This is a genomic window from Paenibacillus chondroitinus NBRC 15376 (assembly GCF_004000765.1).
Classification (GTDB): Bacteria; Bacillota; Bacilli; order Paenibacillales; family NBRC-103111; genus Paenibacillus_E; species Paenibacillus_E chondroitinus.
This window is the reverse complement of record NZ_BILW01000005.1, coordinates 224,599-247,383: the sequence shown is the minus strand read 5'-3', so window position 1 is coordinate 247,383 and position 22,785 is coordinate 224,599. Positions and strand designations below refer to the sequence as shown.

General features: G+C 52.0%; 22 protein-coding genes. 1 reads left to right on the top strand and 21 read right to left on the bottom strand.

Annotation, left to right across the window (positions count from 1 at the left end):
* Positions 1-150 precede the first annotated feature (150 nt).
* From recG to PCH02S_RS09205, 4 genes are read right to left on the bottom strand one after another with little or no spacing between them, the layout of a single operon-like run.
* Positions 151-2,196: an ATP-dependent DNA helicase RecG gene (recG, locus tag PCH02S_RS09220; RefSeq protein ID WP_127452226.1), complete on the bottom strand. Its 2,046-nt coding sequence runs from the start codon at positions 2,194-2,196 to the stop codon at positions 151-153.
* A 3-nt stretch (positions 2,197-2,199) separates the two neighbouring features.
* Entirely contained in the window at positions 2,200-3,057 is an 858-nt protein-coding gene (locus tag PCH02S_RS09215; RefSeq protein ID WP_127452224.1) for a DegV family protein, read from the bottom strand.
* A gap of 48 nt (positions 3,058-3,105) precedes the next feature.
* Positions 3,106-4,839, bottom strand: coding sequence for a DAK2 domain-containing protein (locus PCH02S_RS09210; RefSeq protein ID WP_127452222.1), 1,734 nt, complete (start codon positions 4,837-4,839; stop codon positions 3,106-3,108).
* Between the two features lie 29 nt (positions 4,840-4,868).
* Complete coding sequence (locus PCH02S_RS09205; protein WP_127452220.1) at positions 4,869-5,228, bottom strand: Asp23/Gls24 family envelope stress response protein; 360 nt, start codon at positions 5,226-5,228, stop codon at positions 4,869-4,871.
* A 339-nt stretch (positions 5,229-5,567) separates the two neighbouring features.
* Here PCH02S_RS09205 and rpmB point away from each other — a divergent pair, with 339 nt between their 5' ends.
* Entirely contained in the window at positions 5,568-5,756 is a 189-nt protein-coding gene (rpmB, locus tag PCH02S_RS09200; protein ID WP_127452218.1) for a 50S ribosomal protein L28, read from the top strand.
* A gap of 97 nt (positions 5,757-5,853) precedes the next feature.
* Here rpmB and spoVM read toward each other — a convergent pair whose 3' ends face one another.
* From spoVM to PCH02S_RS09115, 17 genes are all read right to left on the bottom strand, one after another.
* Positions 5,854-5,934 carry a stage V sporulation protein SpoVM gene (spoVM, locus tag PCH02S_RS09195; RefSeq protein ID WP_014652194.1) on the bottom strand — a complete coding sequence of 27 codons (81 nt, stop codon included), beginning with the start codon at positions 5,932-5,934 and terminating at the stop codon, positions 5,854-5,856.
* 203 nt (positions 5,935-6,137) lie between these two features.
* Positions 6,138-6,383: a hypothetical protein gene (locus tag PCH02S_RS09190; RefSeq protein ID WP_127452216.1), complete on the bottom strand. Its 246-nt coding sequence runs from the start codon at positions 6,381-6,383 to the stop codon at positions 6,138-6,140.
* Positions 6,384-6,397: 14 nt separating this feature from the next.
* A complete protein-coding gene (rpe, locus tag PCH02S_RS09185) occupies positions 6,398-7,048 on the bottom strand; it encodes a ribulose-phosphate 3-epimerase (protein WP_127452215.1) in 651 nt (216 codons plus the stop codon).
* Positions 7,049-7,054: 6 nt separating this feature from the next.
* Positions 7,055-7,984, bottom strand: coding sequence for a ribosome small subunit-dependent GTPase A (gene rsgA, locus PCH02S_RS09180; RefSeq protein WP_127452213.1), 930 nt, complete (start codon positions 7,982-7,984; stop codon positions 7,055-7,057).
* On the bottom strand, positions 7,984-10,098 hold the full coding sequence (pknB, locus tag PCH02S_RS09175; RefSeq protein ID WP_127452212.1) for a Stk1 family PASTA domain-containing Ser/Thr kinase: 2,115 nt from the start codon (positions 10,096-10,098) through the stop codon (positions 7,984-7,986). Before pknB ends, rsgA begins: the two co-directional genes overlap by 1 nt.
* Positions 10,095-10,859 carry a Stp1/IreP family PP2C-type Ser/Thr phosphatase gene (locus tag PCH02S_RS09170; RefSeq protein WP_127452210.1) on the bottom strand — a complete coding sequence of 255 codons (765 nt, stop codon included), beginning with the start codon at positions 10,857-10,859 and terminating at the stop codon, positions 10,095-10,097. The genes pknB and PCH02S_RS09170 overlap by 4 nt, the downstream gene beginning before the upstream one ends.
* A 12-nt stretch (positions 10,860-10,871) precedes the next feature.
* Positions 10,872-11,942, bottom strand: coding sequence for a 23S rRNA (adenine(2503)-C(2))-methyltransferase RlmN (gene rlmN / locus PCH02S_RS09165; protein ID WP_127452208.1), 1,071 nt, complete (start codon positions 11,940-11,942; stop codon positions 10,872-10,874).
* Positions 11,943-12,060: 118 nt separating this feature from the next.
* Complete coding sequence (gene rsmB, locus PCH02S_RS09160) at positions 12,061-13,452, bottom strand: 16S rRNA (cytosine(967)-C(5))-methyltransferase RsmB (RefSeq protein ID WP_246069000.1); 1,392 nt, start codon at positions 13,450-13,452, stop codon at positions 12,061-12,063.
* A gap of 90 nt (positions 13,453-13,542) precedes the next feature.
* A complete protein-coding gene (gene fmt, locus PCH02S_RS09155; RefSeq protein WP_127452414.1) occupies positions 13,543-14,496 on the bottom strand; it encodes a methionyl-tRNA formyltransferase in 954 nt (317 codons plus the stop codon).
* 11 nt (positions 14,497-14,507) lie between these two features.
* A complete protein-coding gene (gene def, locus PCH02S_RS09150) occupies positions 14,508-14,990 on the bottom strand; it encodes a peptide deformylase (protein ID WP_127452205.1) in 483 nt (160 codons plus the stop codon).
* A gap of 40 nt (positions 14,991-15,030) precedes the next feature.
* The gene (gene priA / locus PCH02S_RS09145) at positions 15,031-17,544 is read right to left on the bottom strand and encodes a primosomal protein N' (RefSeq protein WP_127452203.1); all 2,514 of its coding nucleotides are present in this window, start codon (positions 17,542-17,544) and stop codon (positions 15,031-15,033) included.
* Complete coding sequence (gene coaBC / locus PCH02S_RS09140; protein ID WP_127452201.1) at positions 17,544-18,764, bottom strand: bifunctional phosphopantothenoylcysteine decarboxylase/phosphopantothenate--cysteine ligase CoaBC; 1,221 nt, start codon at positions 18,762-18,764, stop codon at positions 17,544-17,546. The genes priA and coaBC overlap by 1 nt, the downstream gene beginning before the upstream one ends.
* A 70-nt stretch (positions 18,765-18,834) precedes the next feature.
* Positions 18,835-19,068: a DNA-directed RNA polymerase subunit omega gene (gene rpoZ / locus PCH02S_RS09135; RefSeq protein WP_127452200.1), complete on the bottom strand. Its 234-nt coding sequence runs from the start codon at positions 19,066-19,068 to the stop codon at positions 18,835-18,837.
* 1 nt (position 19,069) lies between these two features.
* Positions 19,070-19,708: a guanylate kinase gene (gene gmk / locus PCH02S_RS09130; RefSeq protein WP_127452198.1), complete on the bottom strand. Its 639-nt coding sequence runs from the start codon at positions 19,706-19,708 to the stop codon at positions 19,070-19,072.
* Positions 19,698-19,958, bottom strand: coding sequence for an extracellular matrix/biofilm regulator RemA (gene remA / locus PCH02S_RS09125; RefSeq protein WP_009672664.1), 261 nt, complete (start codon positions 19,956-19,958; stop codon positions 19,698-19,700). The genes gmk and remA overlap by 11 nt, the downstream gene beginning before the upstream one ends.
* A gap of 34 nt (positions 19,959-19,992) precedes the next feature.
* Complete coding sequence (locus tag PCH02S_RS09120) at positions 19,993-20,865, bottom strand: YicC/YloC family endoribonuclease (RefSeq protein ID WP_307719929.1); 873 nt, start codon at positions 20,863-20,865, stop codon at positions 19,993-19,995.
* Positions 20,866-20,906: 41 nt separating this feature from the next.
* The gene (locus PCH02S_RS09115) at positions 20,907-22,781 is read right to left on the bottom strand and encodes a bifunctional homocysteine S-methyltransferase/methylenetetrahydrofolate reductase (RefSeq protein ID WP_127452412.1); all 1,875 of its coding nucleotides are present in this window, start codon (positions 22,779-22,781) and stop codon (positions 20,907-20,909) included.
* Between the last annotated feature and the right edge of the window lie 4 nt (positions 22,782-22,785).

The following is a 22,785-nucleotide window of genomic DNA, read 5'->3' as shown; positions in this document are numbered from 1 at the left end:
CACTAAGCCCTATAGGTTTATTCTACTAAGACAGACGGGCAATGGACAGGTACGAAACTAACCTCTGTTAGGATATAATTAACATTCTATCTGCAAAAAAACGCTAGGATCATGACTGACATTTATCCTCAGTCTATCCTAGCATTTTGTTTAATCCAGCACTTCACTATCGAAAATATGGGCACGCTCCAAATAAGCTCTCAGAGGGATGAAGGAAGCGCCTGTCCAGAAGGATGAATCGGCGACGAGCTCAGCAGCGTCATCACGCGCCTGCTCCATCACTTCGAAGTCCGCCATCATATCGGCGATACGGAACTCCGGCAGCCCGCTCTGCTTCGTGCCGAAGAAGTCCCCCGGCCCGCGCAGCTCCAGATCGCGCCTGGCAATCTCGAAGCCGTCGGACGTTTCGGTCATCGCCTTCATGCGCTCCTTGCCGACCTCCGTCTTCGGGTCGGCGATGAGCACGCAGAAGGACTGGTGCTCGCCGCGTCCAACCCGCCCGCGCAGCTGATGCAGCTGCGACAGGCCGAAGCGGTCGGCGTCGTAGATGACCATCAGCGTGGCGTTAGGCACGTCCACGCCAACCTCGATGACCGTGGTCGACACCAGCGTCTCCACGGTCCCTTCCTTGAATGCGCGCATGATCGCTTCCTTCTCCTGCGCGCTCATCCGCCCGTGCAGCAGGCCGATCCCCATTTGCGGGAAATGCTGCTGCAGCTGAATATGGACGTCGATGGCATTCTGCACGTCCAGCTTGTCCGACTCTTCGATGAGCGGACAAATCACATACGCCTGCCGGCCAGCCGCCACCTCACGCTGAATAAAGCCCAGCACACGCTCCAACATAGCGTGCTGGACGGCGTACGTCTTGATCGGCTTACGCCCTTTCGGCAGCTCCCGCAGCGTCGACACATCCATGTCGCCGAAAGCGGTAATCGCCAGCGTTCGCGGAATCGGCGTCGCCGTCATCGTCAGCACGTCGGGGTTCATTCCTTTGCGCCGCAAAATGCTGCGCTGATTCACCCCGAAACGGTGCTGCTCGTCCGTCACGACCAGCCCCAGCTGGCGGAAGTAAACGTCCTCTTGAATGAGGGCGTGCGTCCCGACCAGCACGTCAATCATGCCCATCTGCAAGGAGGCGAGCAGATCCCGCCGTTGACGGTCCGTCGAGCTGCCTGTCAGCAGCGCAACCTGCAGCCCGTAGGGCTCAAACAAACGGTCCAGCGAGCGCTTATGCTGCTCCGCCAGGATCTCCGTCGGCACCATCAGCGCGCCTTGGTAGCCGGCCTTGACCGTCGCGTAGAGGCCTATGGCCGCGACGATCGTCTTCCCTGCACCGACATCGCCTTGCAGCAGCCGGTTCATGCTGTACGGCTCCTGCATATCGTGCAGGATCTCGCCCACGACCTTCTTCTGCGACTCCGTCAGCTGGAAGGGCAGCGCGCGCACGAAGGCGCGTACAGCAGGCAGGTCGACCTGCTGCTTCACCCCGTCCGCACGGCTTCGCGTCACGGCGCGGTAAGCCTGCAGCTTGAGCTGGAACAGGAACAGCTCCTCATACACCATGCGCCTGCGCGCCTGCTTGCCTTCCTCCACACCGCTCGGCGTGTGGATGACCGCCAGCGCCTTGCTGCGCGGCATAAACCCGTACCTGCCGGTAATTCCCCCCGGCAGCACTTCACTGACCATGGCGCTGTACTGCGTCAGCGCCTGCTGAATCGCTTTACGCATCCACTTTTGCGTAATGGAGCCTGCAACCGAATAAACCGGCTGTATCGTGCCGGTATTCGAATCGCCTTGTCCGGGGAACTCGGAATCGGACACGCTCATTTGCCTCCGCTTGCCATCCCATTTGCCGGTCAGGATAATTTCCTGCTGCGGGCGCAAGCGGTCCTTCAAAAAGTGGCGATTAAACCACACCGCCGTCAGGAGAAAATCATCGACCATCACCTTGCAGGAGAGTCGCGACTTGCCGCTGTAGCGCTGCAGCACAGGCTCCCCGATGATATACCCCTTCACGGTGACTCGGTCGCCGTCTTTCACACTGGCGATATCGCGCACGGTGTAATCCTCATACCGGAATGGCACGTACTCCAGTAAATCCATAACCGTAAAAATGCCCATGGCGTTCAGCTCAAGTGCTTTTTGAGCGCCGACTCCATGGACTTCGCGTACGACAACTTGATTTAAATCCATCCCTTACACCGCACGGACGAACGCAGCAATCGTACCGGGTCCAGCGTGTGCGCCAATAACAGGCCCCAGTGTAATATAGTCCACATGCTGCACCTCGAATTGCTGCGTTATGACTTCTCGCAACAGCTCAGCGCCTTCCAAATTGTTCGCATGAGCAATATGCAGAGACGGAATGCGCCGATTCGGCACATCCGCTGCCAGCAGCTCTAGAATGCGCGCGATCGCTTTCTTTTGCCCTCGAACCTTATCCGTAGCCGCCACTTCTCCCTCACCATCGATCGAGAGAATAGGCTTAATATTCAGCAATGAACCGAATAATGCCGACGCTTTGCCGATTCTTCCGCCTTTTTGCAAAAATTCAAGCGTATCCACGAGAAAATATATGTAAAAGTTCTCTCTGATCGTTTGTACCAGCTCTATAATCTCAGCTGCACTTTGCCCAGCTTGGGCGGCTTTCGCTGCAGCGACAACAAGAGCGCCGATCCCATAGGACGCGGAACGGGAATCAACCACATGAACCTTGCCGGCAGACTCCTCCAGCATCGTGGAAGCGAGCAAAGCCGACTGGTATGTTCCGCTCAGCGCAGAAGATAAATGAATAGAAATGATTTCCGTATTCGGCTCTTCCAGCAAACCCTGATATAAGCCTAGAAACTCCGCAGGAGACGGTTGTGAAGTTCTAGGAAAATGAGGTGACGAGGTCAGCTTAGGATAAAACTCCTCGGATCGCAGCGTCACCGCATCCAAAAATTGTTCATCTCCAAAATGAATCTTAAGCGGCACCATTTCAATGTTAAGCTCTTGTCTAAGTGCCAAAGGTATGTCGGCCGTGCTGTCCGTTACAATCCGTATATGTGTCAACAGGGCTTCACTCCATTTCCGAATTTAATCCACTGTGAGGATGATCGTTTACTCTACAGAGAACAGGTACGCGTACAATGGCTGCCCGCCAGGGTGAAGCTCGACTTCAATTTCAGGATAAACCGCTTGAATGAAGGCTTCCAGCTCTTCTGTCTCTGCGCTCACGGCATCTTCTCCGGTGAGGATGGTCACGATCTCGCTGCCTTCATCAATCATCTCTTCGAGCAGCTTTTTGCAAGCATCCATCAGACTTGGCTGTGAAGACACAATCCGGCCATCTTGAATACCGATAAAATGCCCCTGCTTGATGTCGATGCCGTCCATATTCGTGTCACGCACCGCGTACGTCACTTGACCGGACTTCACGCGGCGAAGGGATTCGTTCATCGCTTCCGTATTCGTTTGGGCATCGGCTTTCTCTTGGAACGCCAGAATAGCTGCAAGACCTTGGGGAATGGATTTGGATGGAATCACGATCAACGTTTTGTCAACCAGATCAGCGGCTTGCTGCGCTGCGAGGATAATGTTGGAGTTATTCGGCAGCACATAGATCGTTTCCGCATCAATGCTGTTAACCGCATTCACGATATCCTCTGTGCTTGGATTCATGGTCTGTCCGCCGGACAATACGACATCAACGCCTACACTGGACAAAATCTCCGTAATGCCCTCACCCAAAGCGACTGCAACGAATCCATACGCTTTGCCCGGTGCTGCCGCTTCTACAGCAGTCGACACAGGAGTCTCGTAACCTTCCATGGTCATCTCTTCCAATATATGTGAATGCTGATCGCGCATATTTTCAATTTTGATACGGCTCAGAGCGCCGTAATTCATCGCCTGGTTCATGACCTCGCCTGGATATTCGGCATGAATATGCACCTTGACCAGTTCGTCATCGGCAACGACGAGTAAAGAATCTCCCAGTTTGCTAAGCTGCTCGCGGAACCTGCCTTCATCGAACACATGCCCTGCTACCTTGCCAGGTTCAATCGTTAGCATGAATTCCGTACAATAACCGAATTCAATATCTTCCGTAGCCAAATGCGCCTGCGCCGGAAGATGTGCATGGACTTCTTTGGCGAGGTTCAAGCCCGGAACGACGGAAACCGTATCGAGTCTTGTATCCATCATCGCGTAGTCTTCTTCTACCTGAAGCAAACCACCGTTTAATGCAGTGACAAAGCCTTCATACACGCAGACAAGCCCTTGGCCGCCTGCATCTACCACGCCTACCTGCTTGAGCACAGCAAGCTGCTCAGGTGTTCTGGCGAGGGCTTCGTTCGCCTTGCTCAAAACTTCCTGCATCAGTTCGAGCACATCGCCGCCGCGTTTAACCTGCGTGGCATGTTTGGCCGCTTCTTTGGACACTGTCAGAATCGTGCCTTCTACCGGCTTCACGACAGCCTTATACGCTGTCTCAACGCCTTGCTGCAACGCAGCCGCGAATTGCTGTGCATTCACATTCTCAAGATCGTGCACATGCTTCGCGAATCCGCGAAACAGCTGTGACAAAATAACCCCGGAGTTACCCCGGGCGCCCATCAGTAACCCTTTGGACAATGCATCAGCTGCTTTCCCAATATGAGAGGATGGCTTCTTTTTCAGTTCCTCACAACCAGCGGTGAGTGTTAAATTCATGTTGGTGCCGGTATCTCCATCGGGTACAGGGAAAACGTTCAAACCATTAACCTTGTCTACATTTCGGCGAAGGTTATCCGCACCCGCCAAGACCATGGCAGTGAAGTCATTTCCATTTATTGAAATAAAGCGCTTACTCAAAGTGATTCCCCTTCCTGGTTATCGGGCTTTTATTTGGCTACACGAACGCCTTGAACAAAAATGTTCACATCGTCCACATGAAGCCCTACAACATCGTTCAAAATATATTTGACTTTCGTTTGGACATTGCCGGCAACGACGGATATTTTGGTTCCATAGCTGACAATAATATAAAGATCAATCTCGAGTCGCCCGTTCTCCCGACGAACTTCGACACCGCGGCTTAAATTGTCCCGTCCTAGCAATTCTGCTATTCCGTCTTTTAATTGCTTTCTGGTGGCCATGCCAACAAGTCCATAACAATCTAACGCAGCGGATCCCGCCAGAGTTGAAATCACTTCATTGGTAATATACACTTTTCCAAACTCGGTTGTGAGTTCAATTGGCATTATCTAACAACTCCTTCATGTTTCACATTAGCGACTAATTAGTTAAGTATTCCCATTCCAGCTTTGCTTTAGCAAAGTTGACGCCAAAAACGTCATGACTATGTATTCGGAAAGGTGGGCTAATCTTCATTGTACTATAACATACTTCATAAATAAACGGCAAAAAAGAAGGTAATTCGTTGACTCTGCTCCTTTTGCTATGCTATTATATTTAAGTGTGTTTTTGCTGGTTATTACAAGAATCGCAAGAAGCAAAGTCTAAATTTGAGGAAAGCTGTCATGTCAAGCTTAGGCTTGCCACCCAGGCTGCTTTGTATACTGCCGAAGGAGGTGTCAAACATGTCCCGCAAATGTTTCGTTACAGGTAAAAGTCCTAAATCAGGAAACCACGTGTCCCACGCTAACAATAAAAATAAGCGTACTTGGGGAGTTAACGTTCAAAAGGTTCGCATCCTCGTTGATGGCAAACCAAAACGGGTTTACGTAAGTGCTCGTGCGTTGAAGTCCGGTAAAGTGGCTCGCGTTTAATTTTCGGATACTTATACTTTATGTAAAAAGACAAAAAGCACCTTCCGGTGCTTTTTTTGCATTTCTGGGGATATGGACTTCCTATGTGTTAGCCAACTTAGTTTTTGCTAAACGTATTAAGTACAGCTTTCACGAATCCACCCAAAAATTTTGGTAGCTTGATTGTGTAGAACTTCATTCTCTACCCCTCCTTAGAGTTTAGCCAGTAAACGGACGCATGCCCGAAGACTGACTTCGACTTCGTGAGCACTAACATCATTACAACAGTATATGCCCCGGTCGTGAAAAAGTACCTTCTATTTTACTTTCTCCGATCTATTCGCTTCCAGAAAGCAAAAAAAGCTACAAGAGCGCATCGCTCTTGTAACTATATGTATGCAGCTAGGGTGCAGTTATACCCATCTGCGTGTATAGTGCATAAATTAAGCTGAAGATGAAATAGAAGATCACGGCAATCACGATAAACCAAACCCGAAATCCAAGTCCCTCAAACCGACGGAAGAAACGCATCCCCAGATACAAGGCACCAAGTGAAAAAATATACTTCGTGAAATCGTGTATGTTAGAAAAACACGCAAGAAGCACGGCGCATACCAGACTGTACAGAAACAGCCAGAGAAATCTCATCGTCCCGCTCCCCTCTACCCCCGAATTCGTCTAATTGCATCGGCGCGGTCGGACTGGCCAAATACAGCATTGCCTGCGACGAGCACATCGGCTCCCGCTTCGACCACCTGGCGAGCCGTGACTTCGTTAATACCGCCGTCCACCTCAATGTGAAGACCGCTCAGGCCCTTGGCGTTCGCTTGATCGCGCAATGCGCGGATTTTGCCAAGCATACCCGGAATGAACGCTTGTCCGCCAAAGCCAGGATTGACGGTCATAATAAGCACAAGATCCAGATTCTCATCAAGCACGTGTTCAATAAGCGATATCGGAGTTGCTGGGTTAAGAACAACCCCTGCTTTGACGCCGCTTTGCTTAATCAGATGAAGCGTGCGGTGCAAGTGCGTACAAGCTTCTACGTGCACGGATATCAGGTCTGCGCCCGCTTTAACAAAGTCAGGAATATAACGGTCAGGCTGCTCGATCATCAAATGCACATCCAGCGGCAGCTTCGTCACCGGACGTATAGCGTCAACAACAAGCGGTCCAATCGTAATATTGGGCACGAAATGGCCATCCATGACATCCACATGGATCCAATCTGCTCCGCCAAGCTCGGCGTCTTTAATCTCTTCACCAAGTTTAGCGAAGTTTGCTGATAAAATTGAAGGTGCTACGTGTACCATTCGTTCCTAATACCTCCTCTTCCGGTCCTTGATTTCCCCTAAAAATAACAAGTAATGATCATAACGCGAAGCGGCAATCGTTCCTTCGGCCACCGCATCACGAACCTTGCAATCCGGCTCATGCAGATGCAAACAGCCCCTGAACCGGCAGCCTTCCGCTACCTCTGCAAACTCTTTGAAACAGCTGCCAAGCCCTTCCGCATCAACTTCCATGAAATCCAGCTGACTGAATCCCGGCGTATCTGCGACAAGCCCGCCATTGTTCAAAGGAAGCAGCTCAACATGGCGGGTCGTATGCTTCCCTCTGCCCAAACGTTGAGAAATCTCATTGGTCTCCAGGTTGCGGCCGCTAATCATTGCATTGAGCAATGACGACTTGCCTACACCGGACTGACCTGCGAACACGCTGACCGCGCCCTCCAGATGCTGCAGAATCGATTCCACGCCCACTTTCAGGCGTGAACTCGTCTTCAGCACAGGATAACCGATGCCCTCATACAGCTTCGTAATCCGCTCCAGTTCCGCAACGGTCATTTCTTTCGGTGCGGCAGCATCAGGATCCGCTGACAATAAGTCACTTTTGGTGAAACAAAGGACAACTTCGATGCCCGTATGTTCAATATGAACTAAAAATTTATCCAGCAGCTGTAAGTTCAGAACAGGCTCTGTAACAGAGAAAACAAGCACGACCACGTTCACATTGGCAATCGGAGGACGGATCAGTTCCGAAGAGCGGGGCAAGATTTCAGTAACTGTTCCTTCCCCATTCTCGGTCTCCTCAAAGACGACCCGATCCCCGACAAGCGGCGTTATTTTCCTGTTCTTAAATACGCCTCTCCCGCGACATGTAACCATATTGGCATCCTGGAGCTCCGCCCCTTCGGGCAGAACGTAGTAATAACCGCTCAAAGCTTTAACAATCATTCCTTGCGGCATTAATTTGTGCCTCCAGTTGGTGGTTTAGAGGCAGCCCCGCCTGATTGGCCTTGCCCATTGCCATTGCCGCCTACCGGAATAGCCGGCCCGTTGTTTTGCTGTTTAGGCGACGACGAAGGCGAGACGCTAGGGCTCGGCGAGACGGTCTTCCCGTTCTTTTGATCTAAATAATCTTGATAGGTGCGCGTAATGGAGTTAACCAAGTTGTCTCCTTCTTTAATCAAGATGACGGCTTTCTTATCCGGAGAAACAATGACTTTGACATCCAGGTTTTGAGGCTTCGACACTTTTTCCGTCTTGTATTCGAAGTTCTCGTACTGCGCATCGCTAACGATGATTTTAAACTCGGAATCCTTGCCCTCCGTCGTCGGTTTCACAGGGACACTGACCGTCACTTGTCCGGCATCCTCCGGCAACCCGTCGCTGATGATCAGCGAGATTTCGAAGCCGACAGAAACATCCGTGTCTTTATCATACGGGAACTGCTTAATGACTTTCCCTTTGGCCACCTTGTAGCTTTTCTCTCGCGTAATGCCGTTCGCAGGAAGCTTAAGATTCAGCTTGGTGATTTGCGCCTTCGCTTCAGCCTCCGTCATGCCGACGAGATCCGGCATTTTGAAGGTTTCCTTCGCTTTGCTTACGACAAAGGTTATCGCTGCTTTATCCAGTTCAAATTCTTCCCCGACCAGCGGCGTTTGCTTCAGGATCGTGTCCGGCGGATCATCCGTCGTCGTTTGCGTGAACGTAATCTGACTATCGTCAATCCCGAGCGCTTCCAGCTTCAGCTTGGCGTCTTTGAGCTGCTGTCCGATATAGCTTTCCATCTTGATCTTGGGAGCGCCTTTACTAACGTACAGCGTCACCTTGGTGCCTACGTTCATTCGCATGCCGCTGGGATTTTGACGGATGACCGTATCTTTAGGCGCTTTGCTCTCCTGATCATACTCTACCGTAAAACCGAGTTTAGCACTGGTCAGTTCGGCTTCCGCCTGCGTTAACGTCTTGTTCACCACGTCCGGAACCTCGACCGTTTCAACGGTGAACATCCCTTTCACATAACCGACCGCATACCACATTGCACCAAGAATCATCAGCAAAATGACGATCCATACAAGCGGCTTAATCCAGCCCTTCCCTTTCTTGGGAGCAGCTTCCTCACGCCAAGCAGGCTTCTCCGGTTCGTCGTCATCATCGAAGCTCGCAAGCTGATCCGCACGAATGGCCGGCATAACCAAGGTACGCTCCTCGTCCATGCCGTCGGCATCCCAAAAAGCCACTTTCGCCTCATTCCGGCGATCCGGGTTTAGACACGTATCCAGATCCGCCATCATCAGCTTCGCAGACTGGTAGCGTTCATCCGGCTTTTTGCGCATGGCTTTCAGAATGATGTTTTCCACACTCTGAGGAATGAGAGGATTAACTTTACGAGGATCTTCCACATCTTCCTGCAAATGCTTCAAAGCTACGGAAATCGGACTTTCGCCAAGAAAAGGAAGGCGGCCCGTCAGCATTTGATACATCACGATACCGAGGGAGTATAAATCGGATTTTTCGCCGGTATTCGTACCTTTCGCGTGCTCCGGCGAGAAATAATGCACAGAACCGACAACAGCTCCCGTTTGCGTAATCGTGGAAGACGTAGCGGCCCGTGCAATACCGAAATCCGTCACTTTGACACGGCCGTTTTTACCGATCAAAATATTGTGCGGCTTAATATCGCGGTGAATAATTTCATTATGATGAGCGTGATCGAGCGCATCTGCAATTTGGCTGGCGTAATGAACAGCGTCTTCCACCTGCAGCGGCGCTCTCTCTTTAATTAAATCATTCAAAGTAGTGCCTTCTATGTATTCCATAACAATGTAATGCACATCTTCTTCTTGTCCCACGTCATAAATACTGACGACATTAGGATGAGAAAGGGAAGCGGCTGCTTGAGCTTCTCTGCGGAAACGACGAATGAACTCTTCGTCATGAACATACTGCTGTCGCAGTACTTTTACAGCCACTTTACGATTTAATAAAAGATCATGCCCTTTATAAACTAAAGCCATGCCGCCTCCGCCAATACGGTCTAGAATTTCATAGCGGCCCCCAAGCTTTCTACCGATCAATTCCCATCACCCCTTTTTTCGTCCGAATCAGCATCGTGCGCAAGTAAAACAACCGTTACGTTATCGTCTCCACCTTCATCCAGCGCGCTTTGAATCAATTGTTTCGCAGCAGCATCCAGCTCGGCATGCGACTTGATGATTCGCAGAATATCGCCGGAATCCACTAATCCGCTTAAACCGTCGGTGCAGATCAGAATGATATCCCCCGGCCGCCACGAATACTCGTATAAATCCACCTCTACGCCAGGCTCTGTGCCTAACGCTCGCGTAATCCAATTACGGCGAGGATGGTGATCGGCTTCTTCAAGGGTGATCTGCCCGTTCTTCACAAGCTCATATACCAGAGAATGATCTTCCGTCAGCTGAGTGATCGACTCCCCGGCAATTTTGTAAGCACGGCTGTCACCAATGTGACCGATGATCAGCAGCTCTTGCGAAGCGATCACGGCGACAACGGTCGTCCCCATGCCATGATAGCTTTCTTGTCCGGAGGCAAACTCATAAATTTTCTCATTCGCCTTCTCGATCGCTTCCTTCAGCACTTGCTTGCAAGCGTCAACGGGCATTCCCCAATGAATGGATTGCAGTTCATTACTGATCATATCAATTGCCATTTGGCTGGCAATATCGCCAGCCTGGTGTCCCCCCATACCATCAGCGACAATAGCCAAAGAAAGGCCATTCAGCTCATGATGTATGGCGGCGCGGTCCTCATTCACTAAACGGACTTTACCGATATCGGTACGGCTTACCATCTTCATCCTGATCTCACCTCATGACTTGCTCTCCATATGCTTCGCGCGCAGTTGTCCGCATGCAGCAGCGATGTCACTGCCTTGTTCACGGCGTATGGTGGCATTAATTTTGGCCTTTTCAAGAATACGTTGGAAGGTGAAAATATCGTCCCTAGGCGTACGTTTGAAATCCCGTTCGGCCACGAAATTCACAGGAATCAGGTTCACGTGGCTAAGCGGCATATCTTTCAATACCTTCGCCAGTTCTTCTGCATGTTCTGCCTGATCGTTCACTTCCCCCATGAGGGCATATTCGAACGTAATGCGTCTGCCGGTTTTGGCAATATAATACTTACAAGCTTCGATCAGATCAACGAAAGGAAACCTGCGATTGACCGGCATCAGTTTCGAGCGAAGCGTATCATTCGGAGCATGGATAGAAATCGCCAAGTTGACTTGTAGATTCTCATCTGCGAACTTGTAAATGTTCGGCACAATCCCGCTTGTCGAAACCGTGATGTGACGCTGTCCAATGTTCAAACCTTTCGGATGAATCATAACGCGCAAGAAATTCATCGTCGCTTCATAATTCTCAAACGGCTCGCCGATCCCCATGATCACGATGGAAGAAATGCGCTCTCCCGTCTCATCCAGCAGCTTTTGAGCTTTCACGACCTGAGCTACAATTTCCCCTGGTCTCAAATCCCGCTTAAGACCACCCAGAGTAGATGCGCAAAATGTACAGCCAACGCGGCATCCTACTTGTGTAGTGACGCAAATGCTGTTGCCGTAGTTGTGCTTCATGACGACTGTCTCAATCGCATTCTTATCTTCAAGTTCGAATAAGAATTTGACGGTACCGTCCTGGGACTGATATTTAGCGATCTCGGACAGCGTAACGAATTCAAACTGATCCTTCAGTTTGTCGCGCAGCGTCTTCGGTAAGTTGGACATTTCGTCAAAGCTGAACACACGCTTGATATACAGCCAATCGAAAATTTGCCCAGCTCGAAATGAGGACTCGCCGTTTTCTTTCACCCAGCTCTGCCACTCATCCCAATTTAAATCATATACAAATGGTTTTTCTTTCAAATACGGTTTATTAGACACTATTTATCACAACCTGTTGTTATTTATTCCAGCTTTGTTCTAGCTTTGTTCCAGCCTTATTGCTAATCCTGTCTATTTTATCACAAAGCGGGGCCGAACACACATCCCCCTCTGTGCACTAAGCACGTTTGCGCAGCCGCGCAATGAAAAATCCGTCTGAATGGAACTGCTGCGGCAAAATTTGCACCATCCCGGCGGCAGCAGCCGCAGGGTCCACGCTCGCAAAAGCTTCCGCCGGCAGCGGAGCGAGCTCGAAATCGCGATGCTCCGCGAGGAAACGCTCCACCATGCCGGCGTTCTCTGCATGCTCAATTGTACACGTGCTGTATACCAGCACGCCGCCAGGCTTGAGCAGCCGGTGTACCCGGCTTAAGATCGCGTATTGCAGCTCGCTGATCGCATCGATCTCGGCTTCCTGCTTCGCCCACTTCAAATCGGGCTTGCGGCGAATAACGCCTAAGCCGGAGCACGGCGCATCAAGCAGAATGCGGTCAAACGACTCCGCCGCAAAATGCTCGTCCAGCTTCGCAGCATCCATCACCAGCGTCTGAATCGACGACAGTCCCAGACGCTCCGCTTGATCTGCGATCAGCTTCTGCTTGTGCTCATGCAGATCACAAGCCCAAATCTTGCCGCTATCATCCATCTTCTCGGCGATGTGAGCGGTCTTGCCGCCAGGGGCGGCGCAGCAGTCCAGCACCGTCATGCCTGGACGCGGCTCAAGAGCTTCAGCGACGAGCATCGAGCTCTCGTCTTGAATCGAGAAGTCCCCCTGCAGGAAGCCGGGGGACAAAGCCATGTTCCCGGCCCCCTGCACAAGAATGCCGGCCGGGGCCAGCTCTGACGCTTCCGCGATGAGGCCGCTGCCCTGGAGCTGCTCCAGCAGCTCCAGACGGCTGCGGCGCCTCGCGTTCGCGCGAATGCTCACGTGCGGCGGCTCATTGTTCGCCGCACAGATCTGTTCCGTCAGCTCAGGGCCCAGCTGACGGATCCATCGGCGCACGAGCCACTCCGGGTGGGAGTGGCCCAGCGCGAGGCGCTTCACATCGCCGAGCGCCGCCGGAAGCACCAGCTCCGCTTTGCTGCGGATGATTGCGCGCAGCACGCCGTTAACCATGCCCGAGATGCCTTGGTGGCCTCGGCGCTTCGCGATATTGACCGCTTCGCTGACGACCGCATGGTCGGGGATGCGGTCCAAATAATGCAGCTGGTAGAAGCTCAGCCGCAGCAAGCATCTGACCCATGGCTCCAGCTTCGCGAGCCCTTTGCTCACGAAACGCTCCAAAAAGAAATCAATCGTATTTTTACGTCCGATGGTCCCATACACAAGTTCTGTCGCCAGCCCCGCATCAGCCCGTTCCAGCGCGTGCTTCTGCAGAACCTGATTGAGCAGAAGATTGCTGTACGATTGATTCTCTTCAACGCGAATCAATACATCCAGCGCCGCTTCTCGGGCAGAATGCTTAACAGCGCTGCTCTTCGCAGCGCCTCCGGATGATTTAGATGACAAGGGCTTCCGAGCCCCTTGTGTTTGGTTAGATCCATGTTGCGGACGGTTAGGTTTTTGCGTTGACAAATCGAATACCTCATTTTTGTTAAGTTATGGCTGATCTTCGCCCACACTGCCGAATGTCGTCCCTGCTGCGATTTGTACGCCGCGAATAAATTCGGAGACGGGCATCGCTTTTTTGCCAGCAGGTTGAATATGGGTCAGCCATAGCGTACCTTCGCCGGTCATCACTTCAATACCGTGCTCGCTGCTGCCTAGAACCGTTCCGGGAGCAGGAGCTTCCGCGAAGCTGCGGCTTGTTGTTTCCTTCGGATTCGCGCTCTCCCAAACCTTCATGACTTCCCCGTTCCACAGGGTGTAGGCCCCAGGAAAAGGATTCAGGCCGCGCACTTGATTCCAAATCTCCACAGCCGAACGAGACCAGTCAATCAGCTCGTCCTCCCTGCGGATATTCGGGGAGTAGATCGCATCAGCCTCATTCTGCGGGACAGCCTGAATACGTCCTGCCAATAAATCCGGCAAGGTGCGTTTCAACAACTCGCTGCCGGCGATACTCAGCTTTTCAAACAAAGTCCCCGTCGTATCGGTATCCTCAATTGGAAGCTCTACACGCGAAATCATGTCGCCCGTATCCAATCCAACGGCCATGTACATGATGGTGACGCCTGTCGTTGCTTCGCCGCGCAGCACGGCATGGTGGATCGGCGCTCCGCCGCGATACTTGGGCAGCAAGGACGCATGAATGTTAATGCAGCCGTGCTTCGGCAGATCAAGAACAGCCTTGGGCAAAATCTGGCCATAGGCAGCCGTTACAATCAGATCAGGCTTCAGCTGTCGCAAAACCTCCACGGAATCCGCTTGGCGCAGCTTCTCGGGCTGCAGCACCGGAATGCCGTGTTTCTCGGCTTCGACCTTCACCGGCGGCGGCGTCAGGACGCGCTTGCGTCCTTTCGGCCGATCCGGCTGCGTGACAACCGTCGTCACGTTATAGCCTTCCTCCAGAAGAGCCTGCAGGGAAGGTACTGCAAAATCCGGTGTCCCCATGAAAATGATATTCACTCAGAATCTTCCTCTTCATCGCTAGTGTATGTTTTGGTTGCCAGGTCCGTAAACAGAATCCCGTTCAAGTGATCAATTTCATGGAAAATGCAGCGAGCCAGCAGCTCAGTGCCTGTCACTTCGATTGGATTTCCGTTGCGATCTTGGCCTTTGGCCGTAACGTTCATAGCGCGTGTGACATCACCACGAAGTCCAGGAATACTTAAGCAGCCTTCCGGTCCATGCTGTTCACCGCTGGAAGACACGATTTCCGGATTGACCATTTCGATCAGTCCGCCATGCTCTTCGCCGCAGTCCATCACAATCACGCGTTTGAGAATACCGATTTGCGGAGCAGCAAGGCCTACGCCCTCTGCCTCATACATGGTGTCTGCCATATCGTCGAGCAATTTATGCAGATTGGAATTGAATTTGGTAACTGTGATCGCCTTTTCCCGCAGCACAGGATCTGGATCTTTGACAATAATACGAATAGCCATAACGTGCACCTACCTTTGAGTCTTCTCTATTTGGGATTTCTTACATCAAATATTGCGGGTCAACATCCACACTGATCAGCAGCTTTTCCTTCGATGAGCGCTCTTCAAACCAGGCCACCGTCCGGCCGACAATCTCCGCCGCCTGATCTTCCCCACGATATTTTACCACGCATTGGAATCGATATCTATCTTTGATTCGGGAAATAGGCGATGCGACTGGGCCCAGCACGTCCATTTGGAAGGATTGGTCATGGGACACCGCGTCTGAAAACAGGTCCATTTGTTTCGCCTGATGCTCACGCGCGATCTCTTTAAGCCTCGTAACAAAAGCTTCGGCAAAGCGCACCAAAAGCGGCACCTGCTCGTGTGAAAAAGTAACCAAAATCAAGCGCTGATAAGGCGGATATCCTAAATTCGCGCGAACATCCAACTCATGGTTGGCAAAAGCGATAAAGTCATGGTGGCTTGCGTATTGCACGCTATAATGCTCAGGCGTGTAAGTCTGGACGAACACTTCCCCTTGCTTTTCATGGCGGCCCGCACGCCCGGCTACCTGAGTCAGAAGCTGAAAGGTGCGCTCCGCCGAACGGAAATCCGGAATATTCAGCACGGTATCCGCAGCAATAACCCCCACCAGGGTCACATCGGGAAAATCAAGCCCTTTGGCGACCATCTGCGTCCCCAGCAGCACATCCGCCTGCTTCTCGCGAAACATCGTCAGCCACTTTTCGTGCGAACCTTTCTCTGTCGTCGTATCGACATCCATTCGGATGACGCGAATACCTGGAAATATTTTGCCCAGTTCCTCTTCAACACGCTGCGTACCTGTGCCAAAATGGCGGATATGCTTGGACTGACAGCTAGGGCACTCGGTTACCTCACGCTCCGCATAGCCGCAATAGTGGCAGCGCAGCATGCGTGAGCTCTGATGGTACGTAAGCGAAATATCGCAATGCGGACATGTCGAGACGTACCCGCAGGTACGGCACATGACGAACGTCGCATACCCTCGCCGGTTCAGCAGCAAAACAATCTGTTCTTTCTTGTGTAACCGATCTTCAATCGCTTTATACAGCGCCGTGCTGAACATCGAGCGATTTCCGCTTTTCAATTCCTCCCGCATATCGATAATCGCAACTGGCGGCATTGGCCTGCTGGCCACCCGCTCTTTCATCGTCAGCAATCGGTATGGAGGTTCTGCCCGATCCCGGCGCCGCCTCGTTTTCTCCAAGCTCTCCAGAGAAGGAGTCGCTGAACCGAGCACAACGACCGACCCCTGCATGCTTGCACGCTTAACCGCCACATCGCGAGTATGATATTTGGGACTCTCTTCCTGCTTATAAGAAGACTCATGTTCCTCATCAATAATAATAAGTCCTATTTTCGTAAAAGGAGCAAAGATCGCGGAACGTGCGCCGATCACCACTTTCACTTGCTTGCGCGTAATTTTGCGCCATTCATCGTATCGTTCCCCGTTCGACAACCGGCTGTGCAGAACAGCAACCTGATCACCGAATCTCCCCTTGAATCGTTCGACCATTTGCGGAGTCAACGAAATCTCGGGTACCAGCACGATCGCTTCTTTCCCCATATCCAAGCATTGCTGGATGGATTGCAAATAAACCTCCGTTTTACCGCTGCCTGTCACGCCATGCAAAAGAAAAACCTCATGTCGCTCCTCGCCGACGGCACCCCGAATTTCCGCGAACACACGGCTCTGTTCCTCAGTTAACGGAAGCGGCTTCGTCCTCACAAAAGCACGACCCGCATAAGGGTCGCGCATCACTTCGACTTCGCGCAGCTCGATCCATCCGCGATCGGCCAAGCTTTTAACCGTTGAAGCGCCTACTTCCACCGTTTCCATCAGCTCCGTCAGCCGAATGGCGTAGGGATGCTCCATCAAATAACGAAGCACTTCCTGCTGCTTGTTGGCTCTTGCCGGAAGCTCGGAAAGCGCCTGTTCCAACCCGGTGCCTCCTGCAGGAGGGAATACCGTCAGCGCCTTCTTCGTGCTCATTCGGTCTTTCACGACCTGCACTTCCGTCAAAATGCCCGCGCCAAGCAATTGCTTGATGAGGGCACCGTCGGCGGCAAAACCTTCCATTAACGCATCCATCGGAACGGATCCTTTGGACTTGACGAAAGCCACAATCGCTTGCAAATCCGGCATGTCCAGCAGCGACTGTTCACCGGATTCCTCGCCAACTTCAATCGCCCGCTCATACTTCGCTTTGAGTGCGGCGGGCAGCATGGCTTGCAGCGCTGTGACTTCGTGGCACAAATACATGTGGCTGATCCATCTGCCAAGCCTCACAAGCTCATCGGTCAGAGGAGGCACCAGATCCAGGACGTTCTGTATGGGTTTAATCCGTTTCACATCAAGCTGTGTGTCCTCGTGCAATTCCACAACGAAACCTTGCAGCACCCGAGGCCCGAAAGGTACGCCCACACGGCTCCCCACCTCGACCCACTTCTTTAGCGCCGAGGGGACTTCATAATCGAACGCACGGTTCGTTTGTTTCGCAGGAACATCCACAATGACCTTGGCGTACATCAGGACTCCCTCGCCTTGGTGGATAAACGATCCGCTGTCAATTCGAGCAGCCTGCGCGCTACATCTTTCTTACTCTGAATAGGCAGCGCTTCTACGAGTCCGTTGCGGTCAAAAATGCGCACCACATTCGTATCTCCGCTAAAGCCCGCCCCTTCCTGCGATACATCGTTCCCGACGATCAGATCACAATTTTTACGCTTCAGCTTGTCCAGCGCATGCTCATCGAGCCGCTCCGTTTCCGCAGCAAAACCAATAACGAACTGATGCTTTTTCAGCGTGCCCAATTCCTGTAAAATATCCGGATTTTTAATCAGTTCCAGTGTCATCGAATCCGATTTTTTCTTGATTTTTTGATCCGCGATAACCGCAGAGCGGTAATCAGCGACGGCAGCCGCTTTGATCACCACATGGCTTTCCTCAAAACGGGATAAGACCGCCTTTCTCATATCCAGCGCGGACTGCACAGGAACCCATTCAACACCGGCGGGCACAGGCAATGCGCTTGGACCTGAGACCAAAGTCACCTTAGCTCCCATGCGTACAGCTTCCTCCGCGATGGCATAGCCCATTTTACCGGAAGAATCATTCGTAATATAACGAACCGGGTCAATGCGTTCTACCGTACCTCCCGCCGTCACGAGTACCCGCTGCCCTTCAAGGCGCCGAGGTTCTCCCTTAAAGTGCCGCTCCACCGCAGCAAAAATCTCCTCCGGTTCCGCAAGCCGGCCTTTGCCGACATAACCGCAGGCAAGCTGCCCTTCGCCCGGCTCAATGAAACGCACTCCGCGGCTAAGCAAAGTCTGCATGTTCATCTGCACGGCTGGATTTGCATACATATGCACGTTCATTGCAGGCGCAATCCAGACCGGTGCGGTTGTTGCGAGCAGCGTTGTGCTTAGCATATCATCGCCGAGACCTAGCGCTATTTTACCAATCGTATTCGCTGTTGCTGGCGCAACAAGCACGAGATCAGCGCTATCCGCCAAGTTGATATGGGAAACAACAGAAGGATCCTTTTCATCAAAGGTATCCACGAATACATGATGACGAGACAGCACTTGAAACGTTAACGGCGCCACGAATTGAACAGCGGATTCTGTCATAATGACGCGCACCACCGCTCCCGCCTGAGTCAGCTTGCTCGTGAGCGCTGCCGCTTTATAAGCAGCAATCCCTCCGCACACGCCAAGTACAATCGTTTTACCCTGCAAAACACTCATGAGTATTCCCCCTTCTATCTGCTATTCTGGGAAAAAAATAACAACCACAAAGGGTTGTTGGGTAAGCGATTTATTTCTCGGTTTGTTTCACTTTCTCGTTCTCTGTCGGCTCGATTTTCTCGTAGCCAATGTAGTGGCCGTAAAGCTCTTCAAGCGCCACGCCAACTTGCTTATGAGCTTTGTGGTTTTTCAAGTCTGATTTCGCGCCGTCGCGAAGAGATCTCGCTCTTTTGGATGCAGCGACAACCAGGGAATACTTGCTGTCTACGATATCTAGCAATTTATCAATTGAAGGATATAACATTTTATTTCACCTCATCTATCCATTGTACGATTTTGGGATACACGCGTTCTTTTTTGCAATGTTCAGCCGTTAGAATCGCTTGTATTTTGGAGCATGCTGTTTCCACATGATCATTCACAATTGCATAGTCGTAGTGTTCCATTAAACGAATTTCATCAATCGCTATCGACATGCGGCTGCGAATGACTTCGTCCGTTTCTGTACCACGCGTTACAATGCGATTCTCAAGCTCATCCAGCGAAGGCGGCAGCAAGAAAATAAACACGCCTTCGGAAAACTTTTGTTTCACCTGCAGAGCACCCTGAACTTCAATCTCCAGGATGACATCTTTGCCGGAGCGAAGCGTTTCTTCAACAAAACGTCTCGGCGTCCCGTAGAAATTACCTACGTATTCCGCCCATTCCAACACTTCATCCGAATCGATCATCTGTTGGAATTGTTCCCGTGTTTTGAAGAAATAGTTGACACCGTCGACTTCCCCTTGTCTCGGTGAGCGGGTCGTAGCCGATACGGAATACACGATATCCGGAGAGCACTTGCGCAGCGCGGCACATACGGTACCTTTACCGACACCTGAAGGTCCGGATAAAACAATCAGAATACCTCTCTCACGCTCAAGAGTGTTCGTATTACTCGTCATGATCATCGTCCTTGTTGGAAAGTCTATGCGCTACCGTCTCTGGTTGTACTGCCGACAAAATCACATGATCGCTGTCCGTGATAATAACGGCACGGGTTCTTCTACCATATGTAGCGTCAATCAGCATGTGACGATCACGCGCCTCTTGAATGATTCTCTTGATCGGAGCCGATTCCGGACTCACAATCGAGATAATGCGGTTCGCCGATACGATGTTGCCGAACCCGATGTTGATTAATTTGATAGCCATTTAGGGCTTCCTCCTCGCGAAGCTCCATGCCGCTTCACTCGATATTCTGTATTTGCTCGCGCATCTTTTCAAGCTCTGCCTTCATCGCAATGACTCTAGCCGTAGGCTCCGAGTGATTGGATTTGGATCCGATCGTGTTCACTTCCCGATTCATTTCTTGAATCAAGAAGTCCAGCTTTCGTCCGACAGGCTCTTTCTCTGAAAGCAATTGATCACATTGCCCAAAATGACTCTTCAGACGAGTCAATTCCTCATCCACGTTAGAACGATCTGCGAAAATCGCAATTTCTGTCGCCAGCCTCATCTCATCCACAGGTGTCTGATCCTGCAGGAGAGTCTGAATGCGATTGGTGAGCTTAGCCGCATAATCTTGCACGACCCCAGGCGCTAAAGCTTCCAGCTCCGTATGGATCCGTTTGAGCTCAGCCAGGCGCTCACGAATGTCCTGTTCCAGAAATGCTCCTTCTCGCATCCGCATATCGGATAATTTGGCAACGGCCTCCTGCAAGCAGGCGCACAATTCCTGTTCGATCTCCTCGTCAGGCTCCTTGCGAAGCTCTTTCATCTGAATGAGATCCGGCAGTCTTAATAAATCTTTGAGACCGACCTGTTCGGCGTACCCATAGCGCCCCTTCAACTCCTCAGCAGCCTGCAAATAAGCATCTGCCAAACCAAAGTCGACCGTCACGCTCTTGGTGGAAGCCGCTTCACGTTCCGCTGTAACGAAGACGTCAACGCGCCCTCTCCTCACAGCTTGCAGCACCGTCTTCTTCAAAGCGTCTTCAAAGACCGCCCATTCCTTAGGCATTCGAATCGACACTTCACTATACCTATGATTGACCGATTTCACATCGATAAACACGTTGTATCCCGCAAAAGAACGATTCGCTTGTCCGAATCCGGTCATACTGCAAATCATCCTCATCACATCCATTACCCTATTTTAATTCATTTTGAAAGTGGGTACAAGTGGAAATCATGACGTTTCGACTTTTCCCACACATACTTTGTCAAGTCAACACACATCTCGTACGCTAGAAAAGGGGTCATCAGATAGATGCCATTGAAGTAAGGCATTGCCGCATCCAGCAGCTCTTTGGCAATCTCCACGCCCATCGCGCGGCCTTCTGGACCCTTAAGTCCGCTCATGCGCGCTCTAACTTCATCCGACAACCGGATGCCCGGCACTTCATTATGCAAATACTCCGCGTTCCCTCCGCTCGCGAGCGGCGCAATCCCGATGAAGACCGGTATATGCAAATGCTTGGTCGCTTCGTAAATTTGTTCAATCAGCTCAGCATCGTATACCGGCTGCGTCATAATGTAATCGGCGCCGGCTTCAATTTTGCGTTCCAAACGCTGCACCGCTTTATCCAAATGCTTGACATTCGGGTTAAAAGCAGCCCCGACCACGAAGTTCGCTTTCTGCTTCAGCGGTTTGCCGGAGAACGCAATCCCTTCGTTCAGTTGTTTAATCATCCGGATAATCTCAAAAGATGTCAGGTCATAAACCGAGCTGGACCCTGGGAGATCGCCGAATTTGGCGGGATCGCCGGTCACGGCCAGCACATGGTCGATGCCCAGCGCGTGAAGCCCCATGAGATGGGACTGCGTCCCGATCATGTTGCGGTCGCGGCACGCGATATGAATCAGCGGACGCGCGCCAAGCTTATCCTGCACGAGGTGGCCGAGCGCCAGGTTGCTCATGCGCGTCACCGCGAGTGAATTGTCGGCCATCGTAATGGCGTCGACGCGCGCGTCCTGCAGGGCCCTGGAGCCCTGCATAAATTTGTCGATGTCGAGATCCCGCGGGGGATCCAGCTCGACAATGACGGTTTTGCGCTGCTTCACGATCTCCAGCAGCGAAGGTTTGCCTGCCGGCGGCGCAGGTTTCGCCGGCGCCGGTTCCAGCACGCGCACCGCGCGCGCGGACACTGCCGTGCCCGGCTCTGCCGGCACGTAGTCCTGCAGCGCCTTCGCGACTGCGGCGATATGTTCCGGCGTGGTGCCGCAGCAGCCGCCGATGATGCGCGCGCCGAGATCGGCGAAGCGCAGCGCGCTTTCGGCGAAGTACTGAGGCGTCGCCGCATACGTGTACTGCCCGTCGACGTAGTCGGGCAGCCCCGCGTTCGGGAACGCGGAGAACGGCACACCGGCCAGCGGGGTCAGTTTCTCCATCGAGCGGAGAATCCCGTTCGGGCCGACGCGGCAGTTGAAACCGATGACGTCAGCGCCTTCATCGCGCAGACGCAGGAACGCCTCCTGCAGGGGAACGCCATCCTGTGTGCTGCCGGTTCCCTCATTCGCGAACTGGCAGATCACTGGCAAATCGCTCATGCTGCGAATGATGCGCAGCGCCAGCTGCAGTTCTTCCAAATCATAGAAGGTTTCGAGCATAAGCCCGTCAACCGGTGAGTCCAGAAGAATGGAGATCTGTTCGCGCAGCGATTCTTCGACATCGGCGGTACGGACATTTTTGCGTTTGCCGGCACGAATCGAACCGATCGCTCCAACAACATAAGCGTCTTTTCCGACAACTTTCCTTGCAAGCTCCACACCTGCACGGTTGATCGCTTCAACATCGCCTTCCAGCCCATACTTAGATAATTTTTCACGGTTAGCCGAAAAGGTATTCGTTTCAATAAGACGAGCACCAGCCTCAAAATAGCGGCGGTGCACTTCAGCGACCGTTTCCGGTCTGAGCAGATTCAGTTCTTCATAAGAAATGCCTACCGGAAATCCCATCTGATATAAATAAGTCCCCATCGCGCCGTCACCGGTCAAAATATCCCGCTGAAGCGCCGCTCGAAGATCCAGTTTCATCATA